Annotated in this window: 27 protein-coding genes; 21 read left to right on the top strand and 6 right to left on the bottom strand. The window is 61.4% G+C overall.

Annotation, left to right across the window (positions count from 1 at the left end; all coding sequences use genetic code 11):
* The first annotated feature begins 50 nt into the window (after positions 1-50).
* The 5 genes from soxR (at position 51) to AC4PS7_RS28535 (ending at position 4,692) form a co-directional block, all read left to right on the top strand.
* The gene (soxR, locus tag AC4PS7_RS28555; RefSeq protein WP_010211590.1) at positions 51-506 is read left to right on the top strand and encodes a redox-sensitive transcriptional activator SoxR; all 456 of its coding nucleotides are present in this window, start codon (positions 51-53) and stop codon (positions 504-506) included.
* 243 nt (positions 507-749) lie between these two features.
* The gene (locus tag AC4PS7_RS28550; RefSeq protein ID WP_010211591.1) at positions 750-1,208 is read left to right on the top strand and encodes a VOC family protein; all 459 of its coding nucleotides are present in this window, start codon (positions 750-752) and stop codon (positions 1,206-1,208) included.
* 201 nt (positions 1,209-1,409) lie between these two features.
* Positions 1,410-2,285 (top strand): alpha/beta fold hydrolase, encoded by an 876-nt coding sequence (locus AC4PS7_RS28545; protein WP_010211592.1) that lies wholly within the window; start codon positions 1,410-1,412, stop codon positions 2,283-2,285.
* Positions 2,286-2,385: 100 nt separating this feature from the next.
* Positions 2,386-3,699, top strand: coding sequence for a dicarboxylate/amino acid:cation symporter (locus AC4PS7_RS28540; protein ID WP_010211593.1), 1,314 nt, complete (start codon positions 2,386-2,388; stop codon positions 3,697-3,699).
* Between the two features lie 78 nt (positions 3,700-3,777).
* Complete coding sequence (locus AC4PS7_RS28535) at positions 3,778-4,692, top strand: LysR substrate-binding domain-containing protein (RefSeq protein ID WP_197032746.1); 915 nt, start codon at positions 3,778-3,780, stop codon at positions 4,690-4,692.
* Positions 4,693-4,825: 133 nt separating this feature from the next.
* Here the strand turns inward: AC4PS7_RS28535 and leuD are convergent, their stop codons facing one another.
* Positions 4,826-5,440: a 3-isopropylmalate dehydratase small subunit gene (gene leuD / locus AC4PS7_RS28530; protein ID WP_010211595.1), complete on the bottom strand. Its 615-nt coding sequence runs from the start codon at positions 5,438-5,440 to the stop codon at positions 4,826-4,828.
* On the bottom strand, positions 5,437-6,855 hold the full coding sequence (leuC, locus tag AC4PS7_RS28525; RefSeq protein WP_010211596.1) for a 3-isopropylmalate dehydratase large subunit: 1,419 nt from the start codon (positions 6,853-6,855) through the stop codon (positions 5,437-5,439). Before leuC ends, leuD begins: the two co-directional genes overlap by 4 nt.
* Before the next feature lie 290 nt (positions 6,856-7,145).
* Here leuC and AC4PS7_RS28520 point away from each other — a divergent pair, with 290 nt between their 5' ends.
* The 8 genes from AC4PS7_RS28520 to AC4PS7_RS28485 are packed head-to-tail and all read left to right on the top strand — an operon-like array spanning position 7,146 to position 13,257.
* Positions 7,146-8,348: a PepSY-associated TM helix domain-containing protein gene (locus AC4PS7_RS28520; protein WP_492179871.1), complete on the top strand. Its 1,203-nt coding sequence runs from the start codon at positions 7,146-7,148 to the stop codon at positions 8,346-8,348.
* The gene (locus tag AC4PS7_RS28515) at positions 8,345-8,881 is read left to right on the top strand and encodes a PA2404 family protein (RefSeq protein WP_010211598.1); all 537 of its coding nucleotides are present in this window, start codon (positions 8,345-8,347) and stop codon (positions 8,879-8,881) included. The genes AC4PS7_RS28520 and AC4PS7_RS28515 overlap by 4 nt, the downstream gene beginning before the upstream one ends.
* Entirely contained in the window at positions 8,878-9,207 is a 330-nt protein-coding gene (locus tag AC4PS7_RS28510; protein ID WP_010211599.1) for a hypothetical protein, read from the top strand. Before AC4PS7_RS28515 ends, AC4PS7_RS28510 begins: the two co-directional genes overlap by 4 nt.
* The gene (locus AC4PS7_RS28505) at positions 9,204-9,764 is read left to right on the top strand and encodes a DUF6162 family protein (RefSeq protein WP_010211600.1); all 561 of its coding nucleotides are present in this window, start codon (positions 9,204-9,206) and stop codon (positions 9,762-9,764) included. The genes AC4PS7_RS28510 and AC4PS7_RS28505 overlap by 4 nt, the downstream gene beginning before the upstream one ends.
* 19 nt (positions 9,765-9,783) lie before the next feature.
* Positions 9,784-10,704: a metal ABC transporter substrate-binding protein gene (locus AC4PS7_RS28500; RefSeq protein WP_010211601.1), complete on the top strand. Its 921-nt coding sequence runs from the start codon at positions 9,784-9,786 to the stop codon at positions 10,702-10,704.
* A complete protein-coding gene (locus AC4PS7_RS28495; protein ID WP_042571652.1) occupies positions 10,701-11,447 on the top strand; it encodes a metal ABC transporter ATP-binding protein in 747 nt (248 codons plus the stop codon). The genes AC4PS7_RS28500 and AC4PS7_RS28495 overlap by 4 nt, the downstream gene beginning before the upstream one ends.
* A complete protein-coding gene (locus tag AC4PS7_RS28490) occupies positions 11,444-12,343 on the top strand; it encodes a metal ABC transporter permease (RefSeq protein ID WP_010211603.1) in 900 nt (299 codons plus the stop codon). The genes AC4PS7_RS28495 and AC4PS7_RS28490 overlap by 4 nt, the downstream gene beginning before the upstream one ends.
* Positions 12,343-13,257, top strand: coding sequence for a metal ABC transporter substrate-binding protein (locus AC4PS7_RS28485; RefSeq protein WP_183701523.1), 915 nt, complete (start codon positions 12,343-12,345; stop codon positions 13,255-13,257). Before AC4PS7_RS28490 ends, AC4PS7_RS28485 begins: the two co-directional genes overlap by 1 nt.
* 71 nt (positions 13,258-13,328) lie before the next feature.
* On the opposite strand, the gene AC4PS7_RS28480 is transcribed toward AC4PS7_RS28485, so the two are convergent.
* Complete coding sequence (locus tag AC4PS7_RS28480; RefSeq protein WP_010211607.1) at positions 13,329-14,042, bottom strand: UTRA domain-containing protein; 714 nt, start codon at positions 14,040-14,042, stop codon at positions 13,329-13,331.
* A gap of 347 nt (positions 14,043-14,389) precedes the next feature.
* Between AC4PS7_RS28480 and AC4PS7_RS28475 the strand changes: the two genes are divergently transcribed.
* From AC4PS7_RS28475 to AC4PS7_RS28450, 6 genes are all read left to right on the top strand, one after another.
* On the top strand, positions 14,390-15,466 hold the full coding sequence (locus tag AC4PS7_RS28475) for an ABC transporter substrate-binding protein (RefSeq protein ID WP_010211608.1): 1,077 nt from the start codon (positions 14,390-14,392) through the stop codon (positions 15,464-15,466).
* Between the two features lie 179 nt (positions 15,467-15,645).
* Entirely contained in the window at positions 15,646-16,452 is an 807-nt protein-coding gene (locus tag AC4PS7_RS28470; protein WP_010211609.1) for an alkaline phosphatase family protein, read from the top strand.
* Positions 16,449-17,285 carry an ABC transporter permease gene (locus AC4PS7_RS28465; protein ID WP_021492104.1) on the top strand — a complete coding sequence of 279 codons (837 nt, stop codon included), beginning with the start codon at positions 16,449-16,451 and terminating at the stop codon, positions 17,283-17,285. Before AC4PS7_RS28470 ends, AC4PS7_RS28465 begins: the two co-directional genes overlap by 4 nt.
* A complete protein-coding gene (locus tag AC4PS7_RS28460; protein ID WP_045792349.1) occupies positions 17,272-18,072 on the top strand; it encodes an ABC transporter permease in 801 nt (266 codons plus the stop codon). Before AC4PS7_RS28465 ends, AC4PS7_RS28460 begins: the two co-directional genes overlap by 14 nt.
* On the top strand, positions 18,069-19,058 hold the full coding sequence (locus AC4PS7_RS28455) for an ABC transporter ATP-binding protein (RefSeq protein WP_021492106.1): 990 nt from the start codon (positions 18,069-18,071) through the stop codon (positions 19,056-19,058). The genes AC4PS7_RS28460 and AC4PS7_RS28455 overlap by 4 nt, the downstream gene beginning before the upstream one ends.
* Positions 19,059-19,088: 30 nt before the next feature.
* Entirely contained in the window at positions 19,089-19,742 is a 654-nt protein-coding gene (locus AC4PS7_RS28450) for an HAD family hydrolase (RefSeq protein ID WP_010211613.1), read from the top strand.
* Between the two features lie 144 nt (positions 19,743-19,886).
* Here AC4PS7_RS28450 and AC4PS7_RS28445 read toward each other — a convergent pair whose 3' ends face one another.
* Complete coding sequence (locus tag AC4PS7_RS28445) at positions 19,887-20,849, bottom strand: zinc-binding dehydrogenase (protein ID WP_021492108.1); 963 nt, start codon at positions 20,847-20,849, stop codon at positions 19,887-19,889.
* A gap of 138 nt (positions 20,850-20,987) precedes the next feature.
* Between AC4PS7_RS28445 and AC4PS7_RS28440 the strand changes: the two genes are divergently transcribed.
* Both AC4PS7_RS28440 and AC4PS7_RS28435 read left to right on the top strand, forming a co-directional pair.
* Positions 20,988-23,069 (top strand): carboxy terminal-processing peptidase, encoded by a 2,082-nt coding sequence (locus AC4PS7_RS28440; protein ID WP_175439673.1) that lies wholly within the window; start codon positions 20,988-20,990, stop codon positions 23,067-23,069.
* 118 nt (positions 23,070-23,187) lie between these two features.
* Positions 23,188-24,957: a bifunctional diguanylate cyclase/phosphodiesterase gene (locus tag AC4PS7_RS28435; RefSeq protein ID WP_042571656.1), complete on the top strand. Its 1,770-nt coding sequence runs from the start codon at positions 23,188-23,190 to the stop codon at positions 24,955-24,957.
* Here the strand turns inward: AC4PS7_RS28435 and AC4PS7_RS28430 are convergent.
* A complete protein-coding gene (locus AC4PS7_RS28430; RefSeq protein ID WP_005786715.1) occupies positions 24,954-25,325 on the bottom strand; it encodes a hypothetical protein in 372 nt (123 codons plus the stop codon). The two genes, AC4PS7_RS28435 and AC4PS7_RS28430, sit on opposite strands and share 4 nt — an antisense overlap.
* Positions 25,322-25,663, bottom strand: coding sequence for a helix-turn-helix domain-containing protein (locus tag AC4PS7_RS28425; protein WP_492179870.1), 342 nt, complete (start codon positions 25,661-25,663; stop codon positions 25,322-25,324). The genes AC4PS7_RS28430 and AC4PS7_RS28425 overlap by 4 nt, the downstream gene beginning before the upstream one ends.
* Positions 25,664-25,680: the final 17 nt, after the last annotated feature.

Genomic DNA, 25,680 nt, shown 5'->3' with positions numbered 1-25,680 from the left:
GGTAAAACCTCTAGTTAAGTCAAGGTCAAGCGCTGTTTGGGAGTTTTTTCATGCTCAACAAGGAACTCACCGTCGGCCAACTCGCCGCCCGCAGTGGCGTCGCGGTCACGGCCCTGCATTTCTATGAAGCCAAGGGGCTGATCAAGAGCAACCGCAATGCCGGTAACCAGCGCCGCTATCCACGGGATGTGCTGCGGCGTGTGGTGGTGATCAAGATCGCCCAGCGTTTGGGCATTCCGCTGGCGACGATCGGCGAGACGTTGCAGACGCTCCCGGACGGGCGCACGCCCAATGCCCAGGATTGGGAGCGTTTATCGGCGCTGTGGCGCGAAGACCTGGATGAACGCATCAACAAGCTGATGCTGCTGCGCGACAAGCTCAGTGGCTGTATTGGCTGCGGGTGTCTGTCGCTGGAGGCATGTCCGTTGCGTAATCAGGATGACAAACTCGGCGAGTGCGGGCCAGGGGCACAGCTGTTGGAGCCCACCTCCCAATCACTGAAGTGACACCCTCATAATCAGAAACCAGCGGCGATCTGGCCTTTGTAACGGGTCAGGATGAACTGGCGCACCTCATCGGCATTCGAAGCAGGCGGTTTGGCGGTAAGAACGCTGACCCGGCGCGCTTAGGGCGCAGCAATCTGCCCGCTCACTGTTGCCTGGCGGACACCTCGTCGGCTGTCCGCAGGCCACGCAATCCGTGGCCTATAGTTAAAAGGCCGTCCCTCCACCACCATCAAGGAGAACGATATGAGCGTTAAACCGATTCCCGAGGGTTATCACAGCGTCACGCCGTATATGGGCATCAACAATGCCGCTGAAGCCATCGCGTTCTACAAGAAAGCCTTCGGCGCCACCCAGGTCATGCGCCTGGACATGCCCGATGGCAAAGTCGGCCATGCCGAGCTGCGCATTGGTGACTCGGCAATCATGCTGGGCACGCCCTGCGATGAAATGGCGCTGCGCAATCCGGATGAACACACCAGTGTCGGTTTGCATCTGTATGTGAAGGATGTCGACGCGCAGTTCAAGCAAGCGGTGGCTGCGGGCGCTGTGGTCGTGTCCGAGCCGAAAGACCAGTTCTACGGCGACCGCTCCGCTAGCGTGAAGGATCCGTTCGGGCATCTGTGGTTCCTGGCCACGCATAAGGAAGATTTGACCGAAGCACAGATCCGCCAGCGTGCCATGGAGATGTTCAAGCAAGCCTGAAATAGCTGAGGCAACATCTATCAAATGTAGGTGCTGGCTTGCCGGCGATGCACACAACTCGTTCTACCAGCGCACCGAGTCGATTTCATCGCCGGCAAGCCAGCTCCTACACACTTCATGAACAACCCCTCCACGTTTTCGCCCTTGCCCCGAACGCTGCGTGATTCCAGGATGCAAGCAATTACAAAGAGGAGTCATTCCATGTTCGCCGGATTCCAAAAAGACCAGTGCCACGTCAACGGCGTGGACATCAGTTACCGCCAAGGCGGTACAGGTCCCGGTCTGCTCCTGTTGCACGGGCACCCGCAAACCCATGTCATCTGGCACAAAGTCGCCGAACAGCTGGCTGAACACTTCACCGTGGTGGCCGCCGACCTGCGTGGCTATGGCGACAGCAGCAAACCGCCAGCCAATGACGACCACTCCAACTATTCGAAACGCGAAATGGCCCGGGACAGCGCCGAGCTCATGAAGGCCTTGGGCTTCGCGCAGTTTTCGGTGCTGGCCCACGACCGTGGCGCCCGCGTTGCCCATCGCCTGGCCCTGGACCATCCCGCCGCCGTGCAGCGCATGGTGCTGCTGGACATCGCCCCTACCCTGTCGATGTATGCACAGACCGACGAAGCCTTCGCCCGCGCCTACTGGCACTGGTTCTTCCTGATCCGCCCGGCGCCGTTGCCGGAAGCCTTGATCGAAAGCAACCCGGAGCTTTACCTGCGCAGCGTAATGGGCAGTCGCAGCGCCGGGCTCAAGCCATTTACCGATGAAGCCTTCGCCGAGTACCTGCGCTGCCTGAAACTGCCGGGGGCCGCCACTGGCCTCTGTGAGGACTACCGTGCTGCCGCCGGTATCGACCTTGAGCACGACCAGGCGGACATCGACGCCGGTAACCACCTGAACCTGCCGTTGCTGGTGATGTGGGGTGCCGAAGGCACGGTCGGCCGCTGTTTCGAGCCGCTCAAGGAATGGCAGAAAGTCGCCACCGACGTGCGCGGCAAGGCCCTGCCGGCCGGCCATTACATCGCCGAAGAAGCCCCCGAGTTGCTGCTGGGCGAAGTCCTGACCTTCCTTCGCTGAACCACTCAGTAAACCCGTGACCTGACCCACCCGCCTCGCAGGCTGCCAATGGCCTGCGACGGTTTCGCTTTGCCCCAAGAAACGTACCGAGATAATAACAATGACAATCAGAAAACTGCTGGGAACCCTGTATATCCAGGTGCTCATCGCTATCGCGCTGGGCGTGTTGATCGGCCATCAATGGCCGCAGATCGGCATCGACCTCAAGCCCCTCGGCGATGGTTTTATCAAGCTGATCAAGATGATCATCGGCCCGATCATCTTCTGCACGGTGGTCTCCGGCATCACCAGCATGCACGACGTAAAACAGGTGGGCCGGGTCGGTGGCAAGGCGCTGCTGTACTTCGAGGTGGTCTCGACCATCGCCCTGTTGATCGGCATTCTCGCCGCACACCTGCTGCATCCGGGCGTGGGCTTCAATATCGATGTGAAGACCCTCGACAGTTCGGCCATCGCCGGTTTTGTCGGCCAGGCCGAACATGGCGAAGGCATCACCGGGTTCCTGCTGCATGTGATCCCCGCGACATTCTTCGATGCGTTTTCCAAGGGTGAAATCCTGCCGGTGCTGTTCGTCTCCGTGCTGTTTGGCGTGGGCCTGGTAATGGTCGGTGAAAAGGGCCGGCCGCTGGTGGGCGTGATCAATCAGGCCAGCGAAGTGTTCTTCCGCATCGTCGGCATCATCAGCCGGGTCGCGCCGATCGGTGCCTTTGGTGCGATCGCGTTCACCATCGGTAAGTACGGTGTCGGTTCGTTGCTGCCCCTGCTGAAACTGGTGGGCACCTTCTATGTCACGGCGTTTTTCTTTATTGCTGTGGTGCTGGGCAGCATCGCCCGCTACGCCGGGTTCAGCATTTTCAAATTGATGGGCTACATCAAGTCAGAGCTGTTGATCGTGCTCGGTACCAGCTCGTCGGAGTCGGCGTTGCCTCAACTGATCCAGAAACTTGAAAGCCTGGGCGCCTCCAAGGGCGTGGTGGGCATCGTGGTGCCGACCGGCTACACCTTCAACCTCGACGGCACCAACATCTATATGACCCTGGCGGTGCTGTTCCTGGCCCAGGCCACTAACATCCACTTGCCACTGGAGCAGCAGTTGACCCTGTTGGCGGTGGCCATGCTGACCTCCAAGGGCGCGGGTGCGGTGGTCGGTGCGGGCTTCGTGGCGCTGGCCGCCAGCCTGGCGGTGGTGCCGACGGTGCCGGTGGCGGCGATGGTGTTGATCCTCGGCGTCGATCGCTTCATGGCCGAATGCCGCTCGTTGACCAATATTATCGGCAATGCCGTGGCCGCCCTGGTAGTGGCCGCCTGGGAAGGTGAGCTGGACCGCGAAAAAATGGCCCCTATTGCGCTCAAGCGCGGCCGCCATGCTCGGGCTGCCGAGGCTGCGGCCCAGGCCAAGATGGCCGCCGAGTAAGCGACAACACCCGGGCGTGCCGGAAGGCGCGCCCAAGCGGTGCTATTCTGGCGGCTCATGCCGCCACGCCTGTTTCTGATGACTAACAAGAAAGATACCGTGCCCCTACCCGAAGACCTGCGGGTGTTCCTGACCGTGATCCGCAAGGCCGGCTTCGCAGCGGCAGCCGATGAACTCGGGCTGTCGCCCGCGTATGTCAGCAAGCGTATCCAGATCCTCGAAACCACCCTGGCCACCCGCCTGCTGCACCGCACCAGCCGGCGCATCGCCCTGACCGAAGACGGCGAGCGGGTGCAGCGCTGGGCCGTGCGCATCCTGGAGGACTTCCAGCAACTCTCCGATGAGCTCTCCGACGCCCACGACAGCCCCCGTGGGCGCCTGCATTTGTGCAGCAGCTTCGGCTTTGGCCGCAACCATGTGGCCCCGGCCCTGTCGCTGATGGCAGAACAATACCCGGACCTGGAAATCCGCCTGGACCTTTTCGACCGCGTGGTGGACATCGTCAGCGAAGGCTTCGACCTGGAGATCCGCGTGGGCGACGACATTCCCGGTCAACACATCGGCCGCCGGCTGGTGAGCAACCGCCGGGTACTGTGCGCCGCCCCGGCTTATCTGCAGCGCCACGGCACACCGCAACATTTGAGCGACCTGGAACAGCACGATTGCCTGGTGCTCAAAGAGCGCGATAACGCGTTTGGCATCTGGAACCTGGAACGCGACGGCGCCCAGGAAAGCGTGCGCGTGCGTGGGCCGCTGTCGTCGAACAATGGCGAGATTGTGTTGCAGTGGGCCTTGGATGGGCGCGGGGTGTTGCTGCGCTCGATGTGGGATGTGAAGCCGCTGCTGGAACAAGGCAAGCTGGTGCAGGTACTGCACGGGTATACCCAGAGCGCGAATGTGTGGGCGGTGTACCCGACACGGCTGGCGTATTCCGGGAAGCTGCGCGCCTGCGTAGAGTTCTTGCAGGAGCACTTCAAAGGGCTCTCGATCTAGCCCATAGCGTTGCAAACCCAATCAAGAAAGTGAAAGCGGGCTTGCTCGCGAAAGCGGTGGGTCAGTCAGACATGTATTGGCTGACACACTGCACTCGCGAGCAAGCCCGCTCCTGCTTTTAGAGCTGGGTGTGTCAGTTGAGCCAGGGGTTGGCTTGCAGGTGGCGGCGTTCAAAGGCCTTGATCTCGTCACTGCGCTGCAAGGTACTGCCGATGGCGTCCAGGCCAAGCAGCAGCGCAGACTTACGCAACGTATCAATCTGGAACGCAATCACCTCGCCGTCCGCCAGGCGAATCTGCTGGGCTTCAAGGTCGACACTGATCTGCGCCTGGTCCGCCTGGCTGACGGTCTTGCCCAACGTCTGCAGCACCGCCTCGTCCAGGGTAATCAACAACACCCCGTTACGCTGGCAGTTGTCATAGAAAATCCCGGCAAAGCTGCTGCCGATCAAAGCGCGGATGCCCATCTGCTTCAGCCCCCACACCGCGTGTTCACGGCTGGAGCCGCAGCCGAAGTTCGGCCCTACCACCATAAAACTCGCGCCCTGCCAGGCCGGTTGGTTCAGCACAAACTCAGGGTTGGGCTCGCCGGAGGACAAGAAGCGCAGGTCGAAGAACAGCCCACGGTCCAGGCCGCTGCGGTCGATGCCCTTGAGGAACTGCTTGGGCATGATTACGTCGGTGTCGATATTGGCCGCCAGCATCGGCGCGGCCTTGCCGGTGACCAGGGTGAACGGTTGAAGGCTCATGGGCGCGCTCCAACGTGGCGGATATCAGTGAGGCGGCCAGTAATGGCGGCGGCGGCGACCATCGCCGGGCTCATCAAGTGGGTACGTGCGCCCGCGCCCTGGCGACCTTCGAAGTTGCGGTTGGTGCTGGAGGCGCAGCGGTCGCCGGGAGCCAGCACGTCATCATTCATCGCCAGGCACATCGAGCAACCGGACTGACGCCATTCAAAGCCGGCGTCGATAAAAATCGCGGCCAGCCCTTCGGCTTCAGCCTGGTCCCGCACTTCGGTGGAGCCCGGCACGATCATCGCCCGTACGTGCTCGGCCACGTGCTTGCCGCGCACTACACTGGCGGCGTCGCGCAGGTCCTCGATGCGCGCATTGGTGCAGGAGCCGATGAATGCGTGGCTGATGACGATATCGCTCAGCCGCATGCCGGCTTCCAGGCCCATGTAATTGAGGGCGCGGCGCATGTCCTGACGCAGAATCAGGTCGCTGACGTCCTGCGGGTCGGGCACGCGGGCGCCGATGGGCGCGGCCTGGTCGGGGCTGGTGCCCCAGGTGACCATGGGCTCCAGGGTGGTGGCGTCGAGTTGCACCTCTTGGTCGAACACCGCGCCGACATCCGAGTGCAGCAAGCGCCAGCCCGCCAGCGCCTGGTCCCACAGCTCGCCTTGCGGCGCACGCGGCTTGCCCTTGAGGTAGGCGAAGACTTTTTCGTCCGGCGCCATGAACGCGCCCCGCGCACCGGCTTCCACTGCCATGTTGCAGATGGTCATGCGCGCCTCGACGCTCAACGCATCAAGGGTCGAGCCGCGAAATTCAATGGCATAGCCGGTGGCACCCGAGGCGCCGATCTTGCCGATCAGCGCCATGATCACGTCCTTGGACGTCAGGCCCGGCGCCAGGTCGCCGTCGACGCTCACGCACATCGTTTTCAGGCGCTTGTAGACCAGGGTCTGGGAAGCCAGCAGGTGTTCGATTTCCGAAGTACCGATGCCAAAACCGAAGGCACCCAGGGCCCCGTAGGTGGTGGTGTGGCTGTCACCGGCGGCAATCACCATGCCCGGCAGGATAAACCCCTGTTCCGGGGCGATCACGTGCTCAATGCCTTGACGCTTGTCGAGGATGTCCAGCAGTTCGATGCCGAAGTCCCGGCAGTTCTCGGCCAGGTAGGACACTTGCCGCGCCCCGCCGGCATCGGGCATCGCCGCGATGCGTTTGGGCGTGGTGGGGTTCACATGGTCGACCACGGCCAACGCCGTGCCGGGGCGCCATACGTTGCGCCCGGCTTCGCGCAGGCCGCTGAAGGCCTGGGGGCTGGTGTATTCGTTGATCACCTGGCGGTCTATATAAAGCAGGACATGGCCCTGGTCATCCAGGGGGCACACCGTGTGGGAATCGATGTGTTTGTCGTAAAGGGTTCTGGCAGTCATTTTTCTTAGGGCTCGCTTTGGATAGGGCTCACTCAACGGCATAAGCCCATCCTACGCAGCGGCCCCGCCCCATCAAGGGCGCCAGGGTGATGGCTTGGAACATGTTTCGTGTTCGATCGAGGCGTTAAAACGCCCTGAATGTGAACCTGAAACATTTTCTTTCATATCGGGGTTAGGGATTTCTCATTCTCATCCGTCTTAACTTAGATACAGCCTGTCGCGTCAGCAAAAGCTACGACTGGCCTTTTCCGGGCCTTCACTGCCCCTCTCCGATCAAGACCCTCATTCACATGTCGAAGAAGTCACGCTCCAAACTCTGGTTTCTCGTCCATAGCTGGCTGGCCTTGCCCATCTGGTTCTTCGTACTGATCGTCTGCGTCACCGGCACCCTGGCGGTGGTCAGCCAGGAGATCGTCTGGCTGGCCAACCCGGATATCCGCGCGAGCAAGCCGACGGATGATGCCGAACCGCTGAGCTATGACCAGGTGATCGTCGCGATCAAGCGCGATGAACCGCAGGTGTTCGTCCAGTCGATCAGTCGCCCCGACGAATCCCATTTCGCCCTCAGCGTCAATCTCAGCTACCCCGACGGGCGTTCGGTAGAGGTCTACGTCAACCCCTATACCGGTGCGATCCAGGGCATCAGCCCGTCCTTCAACTTCCAGCAGTTCACCCGCGCCCTGCACGGCTGGTGGCTGGTGCCATTCACCAAAGGCTACAGCTGGGGCTGGTACCTGGTGTCGGCACTCGGCATCCCGCTGCTGGCGTCGCTGGTCACCGGGCTGGTGGTGTACAAGCGTTTCTGGAAGGGTTTCCTGCGCCCGACCCTGCGTATCCGCCACGGCGCGCGGATTTTCTGGGGCGACTTCCACCGTCTGAGCGGGATCTGGTCGATCTGGTTTATTGCGGTGATTTCCGTCACCGGCATCTGGTTCCTGATCCGGGCGATCCTGGGAGACAACCAGATCTCGATTTCCACCGAACCGGTCATCCCGGTGATTGCCCGTGAGAAGGTGCCGATGTCGGCACCCGGCGTGCCGGCCCCCATGATTCCCGTGGACGAGGCGCTCAAGATCGCCACCCAGCGCATCCCTGGCCTGGAGGCCAGTTTCATCAGCCTGCCGCTCAACGCCTACAGCCACCTGCAGATCAGCGGGCGCGGCTGGTACCCATTGATGTTCCAGACCGCACAGATCAACCCCTATGACGGCGAAGTCGCGGCGGCGCACTTGCTGTCCGACCGCTCGAAGCTGGAGTTCGTCACCGAATCCATGCGCCCCCTGCACACCGGCGACTTTGGTGGGATCTGGATCAAGCTGATCTGGGCATTCTTTGGCCTGATCATGAGCATGATGGTGTTGAGCGGCCTGCTGATCTGGACCAAGCGCACCGCCCTGGCCACCCTCAATGCCCTCAAGCGCGAAGCCAAGACTCAAAAACAGCCAGCGTCCATCCCGGCCCTGCAGGCTGAAACTTCGGAGGCCAACTCATGAGCAAGGTCGCTGCTGTACCGCCTTCGCCACTGCGGGCCTTCTGGCTGAAATGGCGCTTCCACATCAATGTGCTGCTGTTGCTGATCCCTCTGGGCTTCATGCCCAAGTACTTCGCCGACGCCGCGCTGTTTCGCGGCGACACCGGCATCGGCGAGCGCGTGGCCGGTGAAGTGCAGGTAGGCCCCTGGAGCCTGACCCTCGCGGAGTTTCGCAATGAAGGCCCGCGCCCCGACCCGGCCGGCCCGATGAAGTTTTTCAACGCCGCCCTGTGTGACACCTGCGCCAACCAGGTCAAGGCCACCTACCTGCGCATCGGCAAGCCACGCAGCCTGCGCGCCGCCGGCGTGATCTTCTTCGGCACCCCCTACCGCATGGGCGCCGGCCTGCCGATCCCGGAACGCACGCCAGCCGATGCCGAACTGTGGGTCACCATGGAAGGCTGGGACGGCAGCATGCACCAGGGCTCCATCCCGCTGAGCCAGGCCTCGCCTGCCACTATTGCCTGGCTGAACAAGCAAGGAGTTAAACCATGACTTTGATGCGCCTGACCCGCGCCTGCGGCGTTCTGTTGCTGTGCGCCGGCTTCAGTACTGTTGCCCTGGCCCACAACCCGATGTGCGAGTGCAAGGAAATCCCCGGCGAGCAGATCCAGTGCAAAGGCGGTTTCTCCGACGGCAGCGGCGCGCCCGGCGTGACCCTGGACGTGATCGGTTACGACGAAACCATCCTGATGCCTGGCAAGCTGGGTGAGGACTCGACCCTGACCTTCAAGAAACCGTCGGCCGAGTTCTATGTGCTGTTTGATGCGGGCCCAGGCCACGTGGTGGAAATCGACCAAGCGGATATCCAGCCGCAATGAGTACCACACAGGTTGTACGACCCGCCGGTGCCGGCCACGAAACCCTCTATGTGCTGTTGTTGTGCCTGATCATCCTGGCGGTGGCGGGTTCGGTGATCGCGCTGCACGGTGAAACCCAGGAAGTGGCGGCAGTACCCAGCCACCAATTGGATGCCCGTCGCGACCTGAGCGCCGCCGAGCAAGGCATCTACGCCGACCTGCGGGTGACCCTGGATGAGATCCAGCTGTTGCAGCAGGAGCAAAGTGCACTGCCCAGCCCTGCGCAACTGGCCGAAGAAGGCTTCGCACCCTTTGCCCAGGACGCCAGTTCGGTCAGCCGGGGTGATCATCGTTGGCAATTGCTGGAACCTTCGGCCTACCTGGGCTTGAGCCAGGCGCCCGGCACCAGCGGCTCGCTGTTGATGCGCGTGCACGGGGCCGAGCCGGATATCTGGCTCAATCGCCAAGCCCACCTCGCCGCTCCCTCCGACCTCACTGACCAGGCGCTGATCGCAGCCGGCTGGCAGCAAGTGGTTGCGCAATTCGATGCCGGCGTCACCCGCCAGCACCGTCACTGAACGAGAAGACCGATTGCCCATGTCCATTTCATCTCCCCTGTTGCGCCTGTTGCTGGTTGGCCTGTTCAGCCTGATACTCGCCCCGCTCGCCAACGCCGAGGCGAACAAACGCCTGCGAATCGGCATCACCCTGCATCCTTATTACAGCTATGTGGCCAATATCGTCGGCGACAAGGCCGAGGTGGTACCGCTGATTCCGGCCGGTTTCAACCCGCATGCCTACGAGCCGCGCGCCGAAGACATCAAACGTATCGGCACCCTGGACGTGATTGTGCTCAACGGCGTCGGCCACGATGATTTCGCCGACCGCATGATTGCCACCAGCGAACGTCCGGACATCCCGGTGATCGAGGCCAACGCCAACGTGCCGCTGCTGGCCGCCACCGGTAACGCCGCGCGCGGTGCCGGCAAGGTGGTCAACCCGCATACCTTCCTGTCGATCAGTGCGTCGATTGCCCAGGTCAATAACATCGCCCGCGAACTGGGCAAGCTCGACCCGGACAACGCCAAGACCTACACCCAGAATGCCCGTGCCTACGGCAAGCGTCTGCGCCAGATGCGCGCCGATGCCCTGGCCAAGCTGACCAGCGCCCCCAACCCGGACCTGCGCGTGGCGACTGTGCACGCAGCCTATGACTACCTGCTGCGCGAATTCGGCCTGGAAGTCACCGCCGTGGTCGAACCCGCCCACGGCATCGAACCCAGCCCGAGCCAGCTGAAAAAAACCATCGATGAACTGCGCGCCCTGGACGTAAAGGTGATCTTCTCGGAGATGGATTTCCCGTCCACCTACGTCGACACCATCCAGCGCGAGTCGGGCGTCAAGCTGTACCCGCTGTCACATATTTCCTACGGCGAATACAGCGCCGAGAAGTACGAAGTGGAGATGACCGGCAACCTCAATACCGTGGTGCGGGCGATTCAGGAGTCGGGGGCATGACGGCGGCGGAACAGTTGAGTGCGGTCAGCGTCGGTCCGACGCTTGAATTCGACAAGGTATCGCTGACCCTGGGTCGCACCGTGATCCTTGATGACGTGCGTTTCCAGGTACGGCCGGGCAGTATCCATGCACTGGTCGGCCCCAACGGTGGCGGCAAAAGTTCGCTGATCAAGACGCTGCTCGGGCAAACGCCTCACCAGGGCCGCTTGAGCCTGCACTGGCCGGCCGCGCCCGGCACCATCGGTTATGTGCCCCAGGCCCTGGAATTCGACCGTGGTTTGCCGATGACCGTGGATGATTTCATGGCGGCTATGTGCCAACGGCGCCCTGCATTTCTTGGTTTGTCCAAGCATTACGCCGGCGCGATTGGGGACGCGCTGGAGCGCGTTGGCATGCAGGACAAACGCAAGCGGCGCATGGGCGCGCTGTCCGGCGGTGAACGCCAGCGCGTGTTGCTGGCCCAGGGCCTGATCCCGGCGCCGCAATTGCTGGTACTGGATGAACCCATGTCGGCCCTCGACGAAGCCGGTATCCAGGTCTTCGAGCGCCTGCTCAATGACTGGCGCCTGGCCGGGATCACGGTGCTGTGGATCGAGCATGACCTGGAGGCCGTAGGCCGTCTGGCTGATCGCGTCACCGGCCTGAACCGCCGCGTGCTGTTCGACGCCACACCCAAGGAGGCCCTGACCCCGGATCGTCTGCTCACCCTGTTCTCCACCCACCCTCGGAGCCCGGCGCAATGAGTTATGAAGCCTTTCGCTTGATGGTCCAGGGCTGGGCCTCTTCCGGTTACCTGCCGGAGGCGCTGGCCTACGGTTTTGTGGTCAACGCCCTGCTCGCCGGTCTGCTGATCGGCCCGGTGCTGGGCGGCCTGGGCACGCTGGTGGTGGTCAAGCGCTTCGCGTTTTTCTCCGAAGCGGTCGGCCACGCCGCGCTGACGGGCGTGGCCGTAGGCATCCTGCTGGGTGAGCCCTATACCGGCCCGTATGGCGCGTTGTTCGGCTACTGCCTGCTGTTCGGCATCCTGCTCAACTACCTGCGCAATCGCACCGGCCTGGCGCCGGATACGTTGATCGGCGTGTTCCTGTCGGTGTCCCTGGCGCTGGGTGCGAGCCTGTTGCTGATCCTGGCGGGCAAGATCAACGTGCACATCCTCGAGAACGTGCTGTTTGGCTCGGTGTTGACGGTCAACGGCAACGACCTGCTGGTACTGGCGGTTGTCGGTTCGCTGGTGATGGCCCTGGCGCTGCCGCTGTACAACCGCATCATGTTGGCCAGCTTCAATCCGCAACTGGCGGCGGTGCGCGGCGTCGCCGTGAAAACCCTGGACTACCTGTTCGTGATCCTGGTGACGCTGATCACCGTCGCGGCGGTCAAGGTCATCGGCGCGATCCTGGTGGGTGCACTGCTGGTGATTCCGGCAGCCGCGGCGCGTTTGTTGAGCCAGTCGCTCAAGGGTTTCTTCTGGGTTTCGGTCGCCATTGCCACCGTCAGCACCCTGTGCGGGATCCTGCTGCCGATCATCTTCGACCTGCCCGTGCCGTCCGGCGCCGCCATCATCCTGGTCGCCGGTATCGCCTTCGCCTTGGCCGCCATCGCGCGCGGCACTGTGCCCAGCCTCAAAGGGAATCTTGGATAATGCGCTCCGTTCTTCATCCTCTGGCCCTGGCCATCGCTTGTTTGTTCACCACGCCACTGATGGCGGCTGAAACGGCCAAATCGGCCGCCCACGCGGCAAAGCCGGTCAAAGTGCTTGCTTCGCTTGCGATCACCTACGGCCTGGCTGAGGTGCTATTAAAAGGCACCGACGTACAGCTTGAGCGCGCCGCCCCGGCCAACCTGCCCGGTTCGCGGCAAGTGTCCTACTTCACCGGCCGTGGCGCCCCGGCCCTGAACACATTGGCACTGGACGCCGACGCCGCCATCGGCCTGCGCTCGTTGTGGGCTGATGACCCGCTCTACCCGGTGGCGCGGCGCAGCAACATCCGCATCGTCGAAGTCGACGCTGCACGCCCGGTGGACGGCGGTTTGCCGGGCATTGCGGTGCAGCCGGGTGTCACCGACGGCTTGAACAGCCAGCCCTGGCAGTCGAGCAACAACATGGGGCGCATGGCCGATGTGCTGGCCGCCGACCTGAGCCGCCTGGCCCCTACTGCCAAGCCGAAGATCGATGCCAACCTCGCCGCCCTCAAGCAGCGCCTGCTCAAGCTCACCGCCGACAGCGAAGCGCGACTGGCCAAGGCGGACAACCTGAGCGTGGTCAGCCTGAGTGACCACTTCGCGTACCTGGTCAGCAGTTTGAACCTGGAAGTGCTCAGTACCGATGCGCGGCCCGACGCTGACTGGACACCTGAGGCGTTGCAGAAGCTGAGTGCCGAGTTGAAGGACAACGAGGTGGCGGTGGTGCTGCATCATCGTCAGCCGAGTGAGGCGGTCAAGGCGGCGGTTAGCGCCGGGGGCTCGAAACTGCTGGTGTTGAATGTGGACGGTGCGGAGCCGGTGACAGAGTTGGAGACCAATGTGGGTCAGTTGATCGACGCGCTCACACCCTGACAACCCACCGATCGGTCATGCCTATGGCTCGATTCAACTGTGGGTTTGTGGTGTGTCATTCAGTCCGGTGGCTACACAACATCCACGCCAACGTGGATGGCATCATGCCGCCAGAACTCCAGGTCGCAGTCGATCAAACGCTGGTGCTGGTCATAATTGACCCGGGCGATACGCAAGCCCGGGCTGCCCACCGACACACGCAATGCAGCGGCGGCTTCCACCGGCAGTGATGTCGGCACGATTTCAAAGCGCACTCGACCGTAGTGCAGGTCGTACTTTCGCGCGTACAGCTCAGTCATCGACTGATTCAAATCACACGCCAGGATCCCCGGAAAATACTGCGGGTTCAGGTAGTGCTCTACATACAGCACCAAGCGCCCGTCAATCCGCCGGCCCCGGCAGATCTGGATCACGCTGGACAGCGCCGGTAACTGCAACCACGCACACACCGCCGCCGAGGCCGGTTGGAGCCGCGCGGAAATCACTTCCGTGGACGCCACCCGCCCCTGGTCGCTGACCATCGCGTGAAAGTGGCTACGTTGCATCAGGTTGTAGGCCAGCCGTGGCGGCGAGACAAACCAGCCGCGCCGCTCCTCGCGATAGATCTGGCCCTGGGCCTCCAGTTGTAACAAGGCTTCCCGCACCGTAATCCGGGTGGTACCAAACAACTCGCTGAGCTTGCGTTCGGCGGGCAATTTGCTGGCAGGTGGCAACAGGCCGTGGTCGATCTGCTCTTGCAGCGCCAGGCCGATGGATGTCACCGCTTTGATTGCCTCATCACGCATCAACGTTACCTATCTGGACTAGACCAGCACCGACAAGGTGCACAAACCGCTCCGTAAATGGGCTTGCACGGTTGCGTGCCAGCCTAGGCATTACAGATGACCGACAGATGACAGTCCGTGTGCATCCCTAGCAGCACACCCTGCAATACATCGGCCAAGTCCAGTCACTACGGGCACTTGAGCATGGTCTACGCTAAGTCTGCGCTGAGCGACATCGAGGCTTTAAAAACGACATCGACATGAAACTGTCATCCATCGCGTCTAGATTGGCTCAGGTATTGCTCTGACCTAGACCAACAACACCGCAGAAAAAACCGCCGCGTTGAAAACGCCCAAAGGAGCTTCGGATGAAACAGCTTTTCCTGGCATCACTGTTAGGCTCGACCATTGCCATGTGCACCGCCGCCATGGCCGCTGATACCGATCTAAAAACCCTGGAAGCTGCCGCTAAGGCAGAAGGCGCTGTAAACAGTGTCGGCATGCCCGATGACTGGGCCAACTGGAAGGGCACCTGGGAAGACCTGGCCAAGACCTACGGCCTCAAGCACATCGACACCGACATGAGCTCGGCCCAGGAGATTGCCAAGTTCAAGGCCGAGAAAGACAACGCCAGCGCCGATATCGGCGACGTGGGCGCGGCGTTCGGACCGATTGCGGTGAAGCAGGAAGTCACCCAGCCATACAAACCGTCCACCTGGGCCCAGGTGCCGGATTGGGCTAAGGACAAAGACGGTCACTGGGCCCTGGCCTATACCGGCACCATCGCGTTTATCGTCAACAAAAAGCTGCTGCACGGTTCCGAGGTTCCTACCAGTTGGGCTGACCTGCAGACCGGCAAATACAAGGTCTCCGTTGGTGACGTGAGCACCGCGGCCCAGGCCTCCAACGCCGTACTCGCTGCCGCCATCGCCAACAAGGGCGACGAGAAGAACATCGCCCCAGGCCTGCAATTCTTCACCAAGATTGCCCAGCAAGGTCGTCTCGGCCTGTCCAACCCGACCATTGCCACCATGGAAAAAGGCGAAGTCGAAGTGGGTATCGTCTGGGACTTCAACGGCCTGAGCTACAAGGCCAAGATGGCCAACCCGGATGACTACGTGGTGCTGATCCCATCGGATGGCTCGGTGAAATCCGGCTACACCACCATCATCAACAAATACGCCAAACACCCGAACGCCGCCAAGCTGACCCGCGAATACATCTTCAGCGACGCCGGCCAGCTCAACCTGGCGAAAGGCAATGCGCGTCCGATCCGCGCTGAAACCGACCTGAAACTGCCGGCCGACATCGCCAAGAACCTGATCCCGGGCGAGCAGTACACCAAGGCCAACCCGCAGCCGATCAAGGATGCCGAAGCCTGGGAAGCGACGTCCAAGAAGCTGCCGCAGTTGTGGAACGAGCAGGTCATCGTAGAGATGAAGTAATCAGGCTCCCAGCCTGAAATGCAGTTAGTGTGGGAGCTGGCTTGCCTGCGATAGCGGTCTGACATTCAACCTCTGTGTCGACTGATGCACCGCCATCGCAGGCAAGCCAGCTCCCACAATTTGACCCGTTTGTGTCAGAGAAATTGAGTCAAGTCTACTGTTGCGGAGCGCCTCCCCCCATGAAGCACAATGTCATCCTTGTCGTGCTCGACGGCCTGAACTTTGAGGTGGCCCGACACGCCATGGGGCACTTGCAGGCCTATGTCGGCGCAGGACGCGCAGCCCTCTACAAACTGGAATGTGAACTGCCCGCCCTGTCCCGACCGCTGTATGAATGCGTACTCACCGGCGTGCCTCCGATCCAGAGCGGCATCGTCCACAACAACGTCTCGCGCCTGTCCAACCAGCGCAGCATTTTCCATTACGCCACCGACGCCGGCCTGACCACGGCAGCGGCGGCTTACCACTGGGTCAGCGAGTTGTACAACCGCACGCCCTTCCTTGCCGCCCGCGACCGTCATACCGACGACAAGGCACTGGCGATCCAGCACGGGCATTTCTACTGGAATGACCACTACCCGGATTCCCACCTGTTTGCCGACGCCGAAAGCCTGCGCCTCAAGCACGCGCCGAACTTCCTGGTGGTGCACCCGATGAACATCGACGACGCCGGCCACAAGCACGGCCTCGATACGCCGCAATACCGCAACAGCGCACGGGCGGCCGACATCATCCTGGCTGACTACCTGCAAGCCTGGCTCGATGCGGGCTACCAGGTGCTGGTGACCGCCGACCATGGCATGAACAACGATCGTTCCCACAACGGCCTGCTGCCAGAAGAGCGTGAAGTGCCGCTGTTTGTCCTTGGCGATGCCTTCAGCCTGGACCCCAACGCGACGCCAAAACAGACCGAGCTGTGCGGCACCGTCTGCGAGTTGCTGGGCGTGCCCCACGACAAACCTGCATGCCGGGAGCTGCTGAAATGATCCGTGGTAAATGGCTGGCACTGCTGTGCCTGGTGCCCTTCGCGCTGTTCTTTATCGTGTTCGAAATCGCCCCGCTGGTGTGGGTGCTGATCAACAGCCTGCAAACCGAAGAGGCTGGCTGGGGCCTGGAAAACTTCACGCGGATCTTAAGCTCGAAGTTCTACCTGCAAGCCATCCAGTTCAGCCTGGAGATCAGCTTCTACTCCAGCATCTTCGGGATCATCATTGCCACGCTGGGCAGCTACTCGTTGCGCCGGGTGGATTCGCCGCTGCGCAATTTCGTCACCGCCTTCGCCAACATGACCAGCAACTTCGCCGGCGTGCCACTGGCGTTCGCATTCATCATCCTGCTGGGCTTCAACGGCAGCATCACCATCATGCTCAAGCAGGCGGGGATCATTCAGGACTTCAACCTGTATTCCAAAACCGGGTTGATCATCCTCTATACCTACTTCCAGATTCCGCTGGGCGTGCTGCTGCTGTACCCGGCTTTCGATGCGCTGCGCGAAGACTGGCGTGAGTCGGCGTCCCTGCTGGGCGCGAATGGCTGGCAGTTCTGGCGGCATATCGGCCTGCCGGTGCTCACCCCTGCCCTACTGGGCACTTTCGTGATTCTGCTGGCCAATGCCCTCGGCGCCTATGCCACGGTCTACGCCTTGACCACCGGCAACTTCAACGTGCTGCCGATCCGCATTGCGGGGCTGGTGTCCGGCGATGTGTCCCTCGACCCGTACCTGGCCAGCGCCCTGGCCGTGGTGCTGGTGGCGCTGATGACCGTAGTCACCGTGGTCCATCAACTGCTGCTCAAGAGGAGCTACCATGTCTCGCACTGAAGCCGGCCCGGCCTCCCTCTACCATCGGGTAGTGGTGTGGTTGTTATTTGCGATCCTGGTGTTGCCGCTGGTGGGCACCTTTGTCTACTCCATTGCCAGCAGTTGGTCAGCAACCATTCTGCCTGCCGGTTTTACCGTGAAATGGTACGTGCAGCTGTGGAGCGACCCACGCTTCTTGATGGCCTTCGGGCAATCATTGCTGGTGTGTGTGGGCGCGCTGATCCTGTCGGTGGTGTTGATTCTGCCGCTGCTGTTCGTGGTGCATTACCACTTCCCCAAGCTCGATGCGCTGATGAACATCCTCATCCTGCTGCCCTTCGCGGTGCCGCCCGTGGTGTCGTCGGTGGGCTTGCTGCAACTGTATGGCTCCGGGCCGATGGCGATGGTGGGCACGCCGTGGATTTTGATCGGCTGCTACTTCACCGTCGCACTGCCGTTCATGTACCGGGCGATCACCAACAACCTGCAAGCCATTAACCTGCGCGACCTGATGGACGCGTCACAACTGCTCGGCGCCAGCACCTGGCAAGCGGCGATCCTGGTGGTGCTGCCGAACCTGCGCAAAGGCTTGATGGTGGCGTTGCTGCTGTCGTTCTCGTTCCTGTTCGGTGAGTTCGTGTTCGCCAATATCCTGGTGGGCACCCGCTACGAAACATTACAGGTGTACCTGAACAACATGCGCAACAGCAGCGGTCACTTCACCAGTGCCGTCGTGATTTCCTATTTCTTCTTTGTGCTGGTGCTGACCTGGGCCGCCAACATCTTGAACAAGGACAAAAGCCAATGAGCTTCGTCAGCGTCCAACACCTGCAAAAAAGCTACGCCGGCACCCCGGTGTTCAGTGACATCAACTGCGAAGTCGCCAAGGGCGAGTTCGTCACCCTGCTCGGCCCGTCCGGGTGCGGCAAGTCCACGCTGCTGCGCTGCATCGCCGGCCTGACGTCAGTGGACAGTGGGAAAATTCTGCTGGATGGCCAGGACATCGTCCCGCTGAGCCCGCAGAAACGCCATATCGGCATGGTGTTCCAGAGCTACGCGCTGTTTCCCAACATGACCGTGGAACAGAACGTCGCCTTCGGCCTGCGCATGCAAAAAGTCAACGCCGATGACAGTCACAAACGCGTGCAGGAAGTGCTGCAATTGGTCGAACTCAAGGACCTCGCCGGCCGCTACCCGCACCAGATGTCCGGTGGCCAATGCCAGCGCGTGGCCCTGGCCCGCTCGCTGGTCACCCGTCCGCGCCTGTTGCTGCTGGATGAGCCGCTGTCGGCGCTGGATGCGCGGATTCGCAAGCACCTGCGTGAACAGATCCGCCAGATCCAACGCGAACTGGGGCTGACCACCATCTTCGTGACCCACGACCAGGAAGAAGCGCTGACCATGTCCGACCGGATCTTCCTGATGAACCAAGGCAAGATCGTGCAAAGCGGCGATGCCGAAACGCTCTACACCGCGCCGGTGGATGTATTCGCCGCCGGGTTCATCGGTAACTACAACCTGCTCGACGCCGACAAGGCCACCCAACTGTTGCAACGCCCGATCAGCAGCCGTATCGCCATTCGCCCGGAGGCCATTGAGCTGAGCCGCACCGGCGAACTGGATGCGCTGGTGCGCAGCCACAGCCTGCTGGGCAACGTGATTCGCTACCGCATCGAAGCACGCGGTGTAGAACTGGTGGTAGATGTGCTCAACCGTTCGGCCGATGACCTGCATCCGGACGGGCAACGCCTGGCACTTTCCATCGACCCCAGTGCCCTGTGTGAAGTAGCCTGATGCAACGTTTCATTTGAGAGAGCATGACGGATGGCATTGGTAATTTTTGATCTGGACGACACCCTCATCCATGGCGACTGCGCCACCCTCTGGAGTGAGCAGATGGGCCGGCTGGGCTGGGTCGACCCTGAGTCGTTCATGCGCAAGAACAACGAGCTGATGGACGCCTACAGCCAAGGCAAGCTGCGGATGGAAGAGTTCATGGACTTCAGCCTGGAGCCGATGATCGGCCGCACGCCGGAAGAAATCGAGCACTTGGTGGAGCCCTGGGTCGAAGACGTGATCGAGCCGCTGATCTACAGCGACGCCACCAAAACCATCGCCCGCCACCGTGCCAATGGCGACCGGATCCTGGTGATCTCCGCCTCAGGCACGCACCTGGTCACGCCGATTGCGGCGCGGATCGGCATTGATGAAGTGTTGGGGATCAACCTTGACGTCAGCCATGGTGTGTACAGCGGGCGTACGGTCGATGTGCTGACGTATCGCGAGGGCAAGATCACGCGGCTGCTTGAGTGGCTTGAGCAGGCAGGCGAATCGCTGGAAGGCGCGTACTTTTATTCGGACTCGCGCAATGATTTGCCGTTGTTGCTCAAGGTGGACTACCCGCAAGTGGTGAACCCCGACCCGGTATTGCGCGAGCATGCCGAAACGGCCGGCTGGCCGATCCATCACTGGACCTGACACAGCCCCTTCAGAAATTGAAATGCGATCAACATGTGGGAGCGGGCTTGCTCGCGAAGGCGATGTGTCAGATGAAATATTCTTCACTGATACACCGCCTTCGCGGGCAAGCCCGCTCCCACATTGACTGCATTTCAATCCAGGTCAGACCAGGGTTTCGTCAATCACCAACACCAATTTCCCGGAAATCTGGTTAGTCGCCAACTCGGCGAACGCCGCTTCGGCATCCTTGATCGGGAAAGTCTTGGCCAGCTGTGGGCTCAACCGCCCTTCAACAAACAACGGCCACACATGCTGGCTCAAGTCACTGAACAGATCAGCCTTGAACTGATCACTGCGGCTGCGCAGGGTCGAACCCAATAGCTGAATCCGCTTGCCCAGCACCTGGGCCAGATCCAGCTGCGCGTCGCGACCGCCCATCAAGCCGATCAATACCCAGCGCCCATCGAGGGCCAGCAACTTGAGGTCGAGCGCCGCATAGCTGCCACCCACCGGGTCGAGGATCACATCGAACGGCCCGAAATCCCGCAGCCCTTCGATCCCGTCGGTGCGCACCACGCCGCCTTGGGCACCCAGTTCCTCGCAATAAGTCAGGCGGTCCGCCGAGCCAACGCTGACCCAGCACGGGCTGCCAAACGCCTTGCACAGCTGGATTGCGGCAGAGCCAACGCCACTGGCGCCGGCATGCAGCAGCACCTTCTCGCCGGGCTTGAGGCCCGCCAACTGGAACAAATTGAGCCACGCCGTGCTGTACACCTCAGGCAGCGCTGCCGCTTCGATCAGCGACAAGCCTTCCGGCGCAGGCAGTACGTGGCGCGCATCCACCACCACTTCTTCGGCCATGCCGCCACCGGCGAGCAGTGCGCACACCCGGTCGCCCACTTGCCAGGATGAGCCCGCCCCCACTTCGCTGATCACCCCGGAACACTCCAGGCCCAATACGTGGCTGGCGCCCGATGGCGGCGGATAGAGCCCCGCGCGCTGTAACAAATCGGCGCGATTGAGGCCCGCTGCCGCCACGCGAATGCGAACTTGCCCTACATCGCAGGTAGGACTGGGTTCGTCCAACCACTCCACATGACCGTCAACGCCTTGCAATGCTTTCACAGTGCCTCCATAGTGAGTCTGGACTGAGCCCGTAGCTGTATCGCCGGGCTTTTTGCATTATGCGACCGGACCATATGGAACCGGCTCCCTCAAAGACGGCCTAATATGCGTTATCAATTGCCCCCGCGTCGAATCAGCATGAAGCATTTGTTCCCCAGCACCGCCCTCGCTCTTTTCATTGGTCTCGGCTTCGCGTCGATGTCGACCAATACGTTCGCAGCCAACAGCTGGGACAACCTTCAGCCGGATCGCGATGAGGTGATTGCCAGCCTTAACGTCGTCGAGTTGCTCAAGCGTCATCACTACAGCAAGCCGCCGCTGGACGACGCGCGCTCGGTGATCATCTATGACAGCTACCTCAAGCTGCTGGATCCGTCGCGCAGTTACTTCCTGGCCAGCGATATTGCCGAGTTCGACAAGTGGAAGACGCAGTTCGACGACTTCCTCAAGAGCGGCGACCTGCAACCCGCCTTTACCATCTACAAGCGCTACCTGGACCGCGTCAAAGCGCGTCTGGACTTCGCCTTGGGCCAGTTGGACAAAGGCGTCGACAAGCTCGACTTCACCCAGAAGGAAACCCTTCTGGTGGACCGCAAGGACGCGCCTTGGCTGACCAGCACCGCCGCCCTCGACGATCTGTGGCGCAAACGCGTCAAGGACGAAGTGCTGCGCCTGAAGATCGCCGGCAAAGAGCCGAAGGCCATCCAGGAGCTGTTGACCAAGCGCTACAAGAATCAGCTCGCACGTCTGGACCAGACCCGTGCCGAAGATATCTTCCAGGCCTACATCAACACCTTCGCGATGTCCTACGACCCGCACACCAATTATCTGTCGCCAGATAACGCAGAAAATTTCGATATCAACATGAGTCTGTCGCTGGAAGGCATCGGTGCCGTCCTGCAAAGCGACAACGACCAGGTCAAGATCGTGCGCCTGGTGCCGGCAGGTCCGGCGGACAAGACCAAGCAGGTCGCTCCGGCCGACAAGATCATCGGTGTTGCCCAGGGCGACAAAGAGATGGTCGACGTGGTCGGCTGGCGCCTGGACGAAGTGGTCAAGCTGATCCGTGGGCCGAAAGGCAGCGTGGTGCGCCTGGAAGTGATTCCGCACACCAATGCGCCAAACGACCAGACCAGCAAGATCGTGTCCATCACCCGTGAAGCGGTGAAGCTCGAAGACCAGGCCGTGCAGAAGAAAGTCCTCAACCTCAAGCAGGATGGCAAGGACTACAAGCTGGGCGTGATTGAAATCCCGGCGTTCTACCTGGACTTCAAGGCCTTCCGCGCTGGCGATCCGGACTACAAGTCCACCACCCGCGACGTTAAGAAAATCCTGACAGAACTGCAGAAGGAAAAAGTCGACGGCGTGGTCATCGACCTGCGCAACAACGGCGGCGGTTCACTGCAGGAAGCCACCGAACTGACCAGCCTGTTCATCGACAAGGGCCCGACTGTGTTGGTGCGCAACGCTGACGGCCGTGTCGACGTGCTGGAAGACGAGAACCCAGGCGCCTTCTACAAAGGCCCTATGGCGTTGCTGGTCAACCGCCTGTCGGCCTCGGCTTCGGAGATTTTCGCCGGCGCCATGCAGGACTATCACCGCGCGATGATCATCGGCGGCCAGACCTTCGGCAAAGGCACCGTGCAGACCATCCAGCCGCTTAACCATGGCGAGCTGAAACTGACACTGGCCAAGTTCTACCGGGTTTCCGGGCAGAGCACCCAGCACCAGGGCGTACTGCCGGACATCGATTTCCCGTCGATCATCGACACCAAGGAAATCGGCGAGAGCGCTCTGCCGGAAGCCATGCCATGGGACACCATCCGCCCTGCGATCAAGCCGGCCTCGGACCCGTTCAAGCCATTCCTGGCGCAGTTGAAGGCCGACCACGACACCCGCTCCGCCAAGGATGCCGAGTTCGTGTTCATCCGCGACAAGCTGGCCCTGGCCAAGAAGCTGATGGAAGAAAAAACCGTCAGCCTCAATGAAGTGGATCGCCGCGCGCAGCACGCCGACATCGAAAACAAGCAACTTGCACTGGAAAACATCCGCCGCAAGGCCAAGGGTGAAGATCCACTCAAGGAACTGAAGAAAGAAGACGAAGACGCGCTGCCGACCGAAGCCGAAAAAACCAAGCCGGAAGACGACGCCTACCTGGCCGAGACGGGCCGGATCCTGCTGGATTACCTGAAGATCACCAAACAGGTGGCCAAGCAGTAAATGATGGCGATTTAATGTGATGGCTCCCTGGAGTGTCATCATATAGACATCATTCTGTCGTGAAATGAAGGACCGCAGGCTGCCAGCCTGCGGTCCTTTTTTTTCGATCGAGATCGCCATGACCATGACCGAACAGCTGAATGCATTGGGCTCTATCCTGGCTCAAGGCAGTTTGCACAGCCTGTTCCAACCGATCATCAGCCTCTCTGACCGACGCATTCTCGGCTATGAAGCCCTCAGTCGTGGGCCGTCCAACAGCCCGCTGCACTCCCCCGTCGCCCTGTTCTCCGTGGCCAGCCAGGCCGGACGGCTCAGTGAACTGGAGATCGCCTGCCGCGAAAGCGCGTGCCGCCGCTTCAGTGAACAGAAGCTGCCGGGCAAGCTGTTTCTCAACGTTTCGCCGCAATCCCTGATGGAAACCGCGCATCAGCCGGGGCGCACCCTGCAACTGCTGCATGACTTCGGCATTCCACCGAGCCAAGTGGTGATCGAACTCACCGAGCAAACCCCCACCAACGATATCGACCTGCTGCAAACGGCGCTGCACCACTACCGCAACATGGGTTTCTCGATCGCCTTGGATGACCTAGGTGCCGGCTATTCCAGCCTGCGTCTATGGTCGGAGTTGCGCCCGGATTACGTGAAGATCGACCGACACTTCATCGACGGCATCCATCAGGATGCGCTTAAGCGGGAATTTGTCGGCTCCATCCTGCAAATCGCCAGGGCGTCGCGTGCCCAAGTGATTGCCGAAGGTATCGAGCTGCCTGAAGAGTTGGCGGTACTGACCGAGATGGGGGTGGACCTGGTTCAAGGCTACCTGCTCTGCCGTCCGCAGGAGCAACCGCCGCAGGAAGCACGCCTGATGCTGCCCAAGCCTGACAGCGCCAACGTGGCGCTGAACGACGAAGGCAGCGACCTCAGCGCCTTGCTCAACGAACAACCGGCGGTGGATCAGGACACCGCCACCGCCCAGGTGCTGGAAGCGTTCCGGCGCCAAGCCAACCTCAATTCCCTGGCGGTGCTGGATGGGCGCGGGCACCCGATCGGTATCGTCCACCGGCATTCGCTGTCGGATGCGCTGCTGAAACCCTTCGCCACCGACCTGTTTGCGCGCAAACCCATCAGCCGCTTGATGAGCACCGACTTCCTGGCGGTGGAGCTGAGCCAGTCTCTGCAGCAGGTCAGCCGTTTGCTCACCAGCCGTGCACGGCAACGCATCGAAGAAGACTTTATCATCACGCTCAATGGTGATTATCTGGGCCTGGGCCGGGTGATCGATGTGCTCAAGCTGATCACCGAGTTGAAGATCCAGCAAGCGCGCTACGCCAATCCGCTGACCCTACTGCCGGGCAATGTGCCGATCCAGCAATGCCTGACGCGCCTGTTGCAGCAACAGCGCGAATCGGTGATCTGCTATGTGGATATCGACAGCTTCAAGCCGTTTAACGATATCTACGGCTATGGGCGTGGGGATGAGGTCTTGTTGTGCCTGGCGCAGTGCTTGAACGACCGCGTCGACCCCAGCCGCGACTTTGTCGGGCATATCGGCGGCGATGACTTTTTGCTGGTGCTGGGCCCGCAGGATTGGCGTAAACGCCTTAATCAGCTGCTGGATGACTTCCACACCCAATGCCGACGTTTCTACCGCGCCGAACACCTGGAGGCCGGTTGTTTCGTGGCGCTCAACCGCCAGGGCGTACGCCAGGAGTTTGCGCTGCTGTCACTGTCCATCGGCGTGGTGCATTTGTATCCACAGGCCTGTGGACAACTCGATGCCAGCCAGTTGGCGGAGCTGGCATCGCAAGCCAAGCACCATGCCAAGGATATGGCCGGCTATAGCATCCATGTGATCGACAGCATGGACGCACTACCCCAGGCGCTTTAAGCCTCGGCGGATTCCGGGTACTCGTATTCGAACACCCGCACCACTTCGGAGGCGTGCCAGGACGCGGCGGCCACGCCATCGGACGGCCCACTGAAACGCCCCAGGCGCTCCACACATTCAAAAAAACCGGTACGCGGCAGGCGACTGGCGCCCTGGCTGATCACCAGCGAGCTGCGCAACGGCTGCTCGGCCTTGGCGTCCAGCGCCGCCAGGTGCTCCAAAGCGGCAGCCAGGGTTTGCATGGCGGGCGTGGGAAATTGCAGGCGCTCCAGCAGCGCGCGGTAGGTCAGCAGATGGCGCTGGCGGCGAGCCTGGTCCAGTTCGTTGAGTAATCCATCCCAGTGTTGACGGCTGATACGTAGGCTCAAGATTCATCCCTCCAACCTGCAACGCCCAATTCCCAGGCCAGGCTGCGGCGGATCGCGGCATCCGGCTGGCGTTCACCACTTTCAATCAATCCAAGATATGAGGGGCTGATCCCCACAGTGCGTGCCAGGGTTTCGATCGCCAGGCCCTTGGTCTCACGCAAGCCGCGCAGGTCTGCAAGCGGGCGCAGGTCCTGGTCAGGGGCGGCTTGGGCAGTCGATGAGAGAGGAGGTAACGTCGGTTGTTGCTGACCGGCAGCTTTTAGCAGCGCCTGGTACTGATCCCATGGCAACACCGCGTATTCGGGTTCGCCATTGCGTGAAATTATCTGAATATCCATGACCGCCCCGTAGGATA

This window comes from Pseudomonas sp. DW-iso3 (genome assembly GCF_058725305.1).
The sequence above is the reverse complement of the archived record's forward strand: the minus strand, read 5'-3'. Positions and strand labels throughout refer to the sequence as shown.